Consider the following 4,439-nt stretch of genomic DNA (forward strand, 5'->3'; position numbering starts at 1 on the left):
GACGGAAAACTGGCCGCTTCAGGAGCTTCTGGCCGCTCGGTTCGGGCAGGCTGTAGGCAGCTTGATGAGGAGAAACCGGCAATGTCTTACTCAACCTCTTACTCCGTGTCTTACTCGAAAATCTTTTTCCCAGTTTGGGTGGCGGGGCTGCTGTTGTTGATCGGCGGTGGGATCCTGTTTGTCCTGCTGCGGGCTTTTGGGCTACCCATTGGGGAGCTGGCCGATTGGGCCATTGGGATCGCCAGCTTTTGGTGGCTGGTGGTGATCGTCACCCTTCCCTGGAACCTCTACTTTCAGGCCAAGGCCGTTCAGCAGGAGGCGGTCGTGTCTCAGGAACGAGGGATCCCGGTGGAAGATTCAACCTTGGCTTTCCTACAAAAGCTCAGCCGCTGGTCGTTGCGCGTGGCCATTGCCCTGCATGGGCTGTCGGCTCTGGCTTTCTATGGCTTGGCCGTTGGGCAAGTCACCCCCATTGGCTACCCCAGCGCCGTGGCTGCGGTGTTGTTAACGGCTCTGCGCCCGGCCATCCGCGGCTACGAGTATTTGGCTGACCGCTTGGCCCAGTTGCAAGGGCAAATCCAGATCCCTCGCGAAGATGCCATCGAGTTGGCCGAGCGGATAAAGCAGTTGACACGCCAAGTCGAGCAGTTGCAGGAGCAATGGGATCCCGGCAAGCCCGGTTCTTGGGCCCAACAGGAGGAAGAAACCCGGCGCTACCTGCGGCAGGAGCTGGCCGCGCTCAAAGCCCAACTGGAACAGTTCCGGGCCAGCAACGAGCTGGAGCACAGGCAATTGCGCCAGGAGACCCACCAAGCTGTGGCTCAGCTCAGTGTGGATAGCCAGTTTCTCGGCCATGTGCGGGAGATCCTGCGCTTTATCAAGGAAGCCTAGCGGGATCCGTTGTTCAGCCCTTCCAACTGAGCGGAAAACTGAGAAGGAACCAGCTTGGTGCCCACGCCGGCATCGGTCAGCAGCTCCAGCAATAGGGAATGAGGGGATCCCCCATCCAGAATGTGGGCTGCCCGTACCCCTTGTGCCAAGGCGCGAATGCAACACTGCACCTTCGGGATCATGCCGCCCTTGACGACACCGGCTTGGATCAACTGGCGAGCCGTCTCGATATCCAGCAACGTAATCAGAGAGCTGCGATCCTGAGGATCTTTGAGAATGCCAGGGGTGTCGGTGAGCAAAATCAGCTTTTCTGCCCCCAGAGCAGCCGCCAGTTCTCCCGCCACCGTATCGGCGTTGATGTTGTAGGCTTGGCCTGTCTCATCGGCAGCCACACTGGAGATCACCGGAATCTGTCCACCTTCCAACAGGGTTTGCAGCAACTGGGGGTTGATGCTGCTCACTTCCCCAACAAAGCCGATCTCTGCCCGGCCCTGGGATCGCGCTTTGATCAAGTTGCCATCCCGCCCGCACAGCCCCACCGCCGATCCGCCGGCCAAGCTGATGAGCTGGACGATCTGCTTATTAACCTTGCCCACCAACACCATCTCCACTACTTCCATGGTGGCGGCATCGGTAACCCGCAAGCCATCCACAAACTTGAAGGGAATGTCCAGTTTTTGTAGCCAACTGTTGATCTCCGGCCCCCCCCCATGCACCAACACCGGGCGGATCCCCACACAGGCCAGAAAGACGATGTCTCGGAGCACCTCGGCCCGTCGCTCTTGGTGCACCATGGCTGCGCCGCCGTATTTGATGACAATAACGCGGCCCTGGTACTGCTGAATGTAGGGTAAAGCCTCGATGAGGATCTGCGCCCGCGTAAGGGGATCACAGGCCGACCCGGTCGCCTCAGAAAGGGAAGAGTTGGTTTGCACTGCTGTAAGTCCCTAGAAGTCCAGAAAACCTGACCTAGAGTATCCCATTCTGCTTGCAAAGCAGATCTCAGGCTTTGGGCGTCAACTGGTGGTTTTTTTTCAAGCTCGCTTCCCCAACCCAAGGACAATTTGGTTGAGGAATCGCCGTCAATCTTCAGGTATGGAACGGGATCGCCAGCAAAGGCAATAGGGACAACCCCAACCAGGCCCAACCCCGAATGGAAGAAGAATGGGGTAGGGGATCGACGGGCCCTGACTCTGCCTGCTGCAGCAGGGCATCGATACGCTCCTGCAGCCGTTGCCCTGAGTCTGAACTCACGGCCATTGCAAAGCCAACCCAGGCCGCCGCCGGTTGCTCCACCACGCCATAGCCCACCACCTGCAGCAGGGCCTCTCCCAACAGCAAGGGATCCACCCGTTGGGCCGCCCAGCGATCCGCCCGCAGTTCCCGCAGAGTGAGCAATTCCTGCCAGAGGGCCTCGGTGTTGGGCAGCCAGCCGGTGAGGCGTCGCAGCCAGCCCACTCCAAACATCCACAGGGTATCGCGGTAGTGGCGATGGGCCTCTTCGTGGGCGATTACGGCCCGCAAGTGCTCATCATCCAACTGCTCCAGCAGGCCGCGGCTGACCACCAACTGGGCATTCCACACCCCCACTTGGGCAGCAAAAGGGATCTCCAAATCCAGCACATAGGCCGGAGAGCCATGCAAATCCACATGGGCTAAAGCTTGCAGATGGGCACGTCGATAGGAGCGCCAGTATTCCCAAATCCAGTGCAAGGCCACGCCGCCGGCCACGGCCAGCAACAGCAGGGCACAGCCGTAGCAGAACCAGCCCCCCGCTCCGGCCATTTGTCCCCACGGCCCCATCCAGGCCAAGGCCAAAGCAGTGGTCAGCAACAGCAGCGGGGGCAGCAAGAAGTGGATCCAAGCCCGCTGCCAACGTCGGCCCCATCCCCCACTCCTGTCCAGGCGCACCTGGGCTCGCCACAGGCAACTGAGGCCCAAGCCCAGCAGTAACATGCCCAAGTGGCTCATCGCGGATCCCTCCTGGCTTGACGGGCTGCCCGCAGCCGTTCGGCAATCGCCTGCAACTGGGACACACTGGCCTGATCCAGGCTATCGGCAAAGGCTGCCACCGTATCGGGATCCCCTACAGCCAAAAACTGCTGCAGGTGGGTGAAGGCCCTGAGGCTGGCCGCTTCCTGACGCGAAAGACGAGGCCGCCACAGCATCGGCAAATGCCGCCCTTGGGGATCGGTGCGGCGCTCACAGCTCACCCAGCCCTTCTGGCTTAAGCGCTGCAAAACTGTAGTCACAGAGGCATAGGCCAGCTCCCGATCCGGATCGGCCAAGATGCGCTCGTGGATTTGACGGGTGCTGGCACTGCCCAGATCCCAGAGGATGTCCAAGATTTCCGACTCCAGAGGGCCCAGCGACAGTTGCTTGGGACGATGCTTGGGCAACATGAGCCTTTGCCGGTGTAGGAACTTTCATCTAGACTAACCGTTGCAGTCTCAAACCCCTCAGCCATTTTTAAGGATCCGCTAAGCTCGAAGATGGTGGTTCTTCGTACTGTTTCTTCCCATGGCTGCTCCCACCTACCACACCATCACCTTCGGCTGCCAAATGAACCGCGCCGATACCGAGCGCATGGCCGGGATCCTGGAGTCCCTGGGGTATGTGGCCACCGAAGATGAGTTGCAGGCGGACTTAGTTCTCTACAACACCTGCACCATCCGCGACAATGCTGAGCAGAAGGTCTATTCCTACCTGGGCATCCAGGCACAGCGCAAGCGCAAGAACCCGGCCATCAAGCTGATCGTGGCTGGCTGTGTGGCCCAGCAGGAAGGGGAAAAATTGTTGCGCCGCGTCCCTGAGCTGGATCTGGTCATGGGCCCCCAGTACGTGAACCGCCTTGGGGATTTGCTGGCGCAGGTGGAAGCCGGAAACCAGGTGGTGGCCACCGATCCGGTTGAGATCCCAGAAGACATCACCAAGCCCCGTCGCGACAGCCAGGTCACTGCTTGGATCAATGTCATCTACGGTTGCAACGAGCGTTGTACCTACTGCATCGTGCCGCAGGTGCGAGGGCAAGAGCAGTCCCGACAGCCCCAGGCCATTCGCGCCGAAATCGAAGACGTGGCCAGAGCGGGCTACCGCGAGGTGACGTTGCTGGGGCAGAACATCGATGCCTACGGACGGGATCTGGATCCGAAAACCAACCTGGCCAGCTTGTTGCGCTTCGTCCATTCGGTGGAAGGTATTGAACGGATTCGCTTTGCCACCAGCCACCCGCGCTACTTTACCGAGGAGCTGATCGCCACCTGCGCCGAGCTGCCCAAAGTCTGCGAGCACTTCCACATTCCCTTCCAGGCGGGCAGCAACGAAGTGCTCAAGCGGATGCGGCGCGGCTACACCCACGAGCGCTATCGCCAGATCATCCAGCTCATCCGCCAATACATGCCCGAAGCCGCCATCAGCGCCGATGCCATTGTCGGCTTCCCGGGAGAGACCGAAGCTCAGTTCCAAGAAACCCTGCAACTGGTGCAGGACATTGGCTTTGACCAAGTGAACACTGCTGCCTACTCCCCCCGTCCCGGCACCCCCGCCGC

General features: G+C 60.2%; 5 protein-coding genes. 2 read left to right on the forward strand and 3 right to left on the reverse strand.

What is annotated here, in order from left to right:
• The first annotated feature begins 105 nt into the window (after positions 1-105).
• A complete protein-coding gene (locus NW819_RS04800; protein ID WP_414413055.1) occupies positions 106-891 on the forward strand; it encodes a hypothetical protein in 786 nt (261 codons plus the stop codon).
• On the opposite strand, the gene argB is transcribed toward NW819_RS04800, so the two are convergent.
• The 3 genes from argB to NW819_RS04815 form a co-directional block, all read right to left on the reverse strand.
• On the reverse strand, positions 888-1,826 hold the full coding sequence (argB, locus tag NW819_RS04805; RefSeq protein WP_414355707.1) for an acetylglutamate kinase: 939 nt from the start codon (positions 1,824-1,826) through the stop codon (positions 888-890). The genes NW819_RS04800 and argB overlap by 4 nt on opposite strands.
• Positions 1,827-1,980: 154 nt before the next feature.
• Positions 1,981-2,862, reverse strand: a complete 882-nt coding sequence (locus tag NW819_RS04810; RefSeq protein ID WP_414413056.1) for a M56 family metallopeptidase — start codon at positions 2,860-2,862, stop codon at positions 1,981-1,983.
• Positions 2,859-3,293 carry a BlaI/MecI/CopY family transcriptional regulator gene (locus tag NW819_RS04815; RefSeq protein WP_414380945.1) on the reverse strand — a complete coding sequence of 145 codons (435 nt, stop codon included), beginning with the start codon at positions 3,291-3,293 and terminating at the stop codon, positions 2,859-2,861. Before NW819_RS04815 ends, NW819_RS04810 begins: the two co-directional genes overlap by 4 nt.
• 118 nt (positions 3,294-3,411) lie before the next feature.
• Here NW819_RS04815 and miaB point away from each other — a divergent pair.
• A partial coding sequence (miaB, locus tag NW819_RS04820; protein WP_414413057.1) for a tRNA (N6-isopentenyl adenosine(37)-C2)-methylthiotransferase MiaB occupies positions 3,412-4,439 on the forward strand: 1,028 nt, incomplete at its 3' end.

The organism is Synechococcus sp. R8-2 (assembly GCF_047461715.1).
Lineage (GTDB): Bacteria > Cyanobacteriota > Cyanobacteriia > Thermostichales > Thermostichaceae > Thermostichus.

What these genes read in the sequence shown, in the direction of transcription:
- NW819_RS04810 (WP_414413056.1), bottom strand. Translation starts at nt 2,862, where the DNA reads ATGAGCCACTTGGGCATGTTACTGCTGGGCTTGGGCCTCAGTTGCCTG.
- NW819_RS04815 (WP_414380945.1), bottom strand. Translation starts at nt 3,293, where the DNA reads ATGTTGCCCAAGCATCGTCCCAAGCAACTGTCGCTGGGCCCTCTGGAG.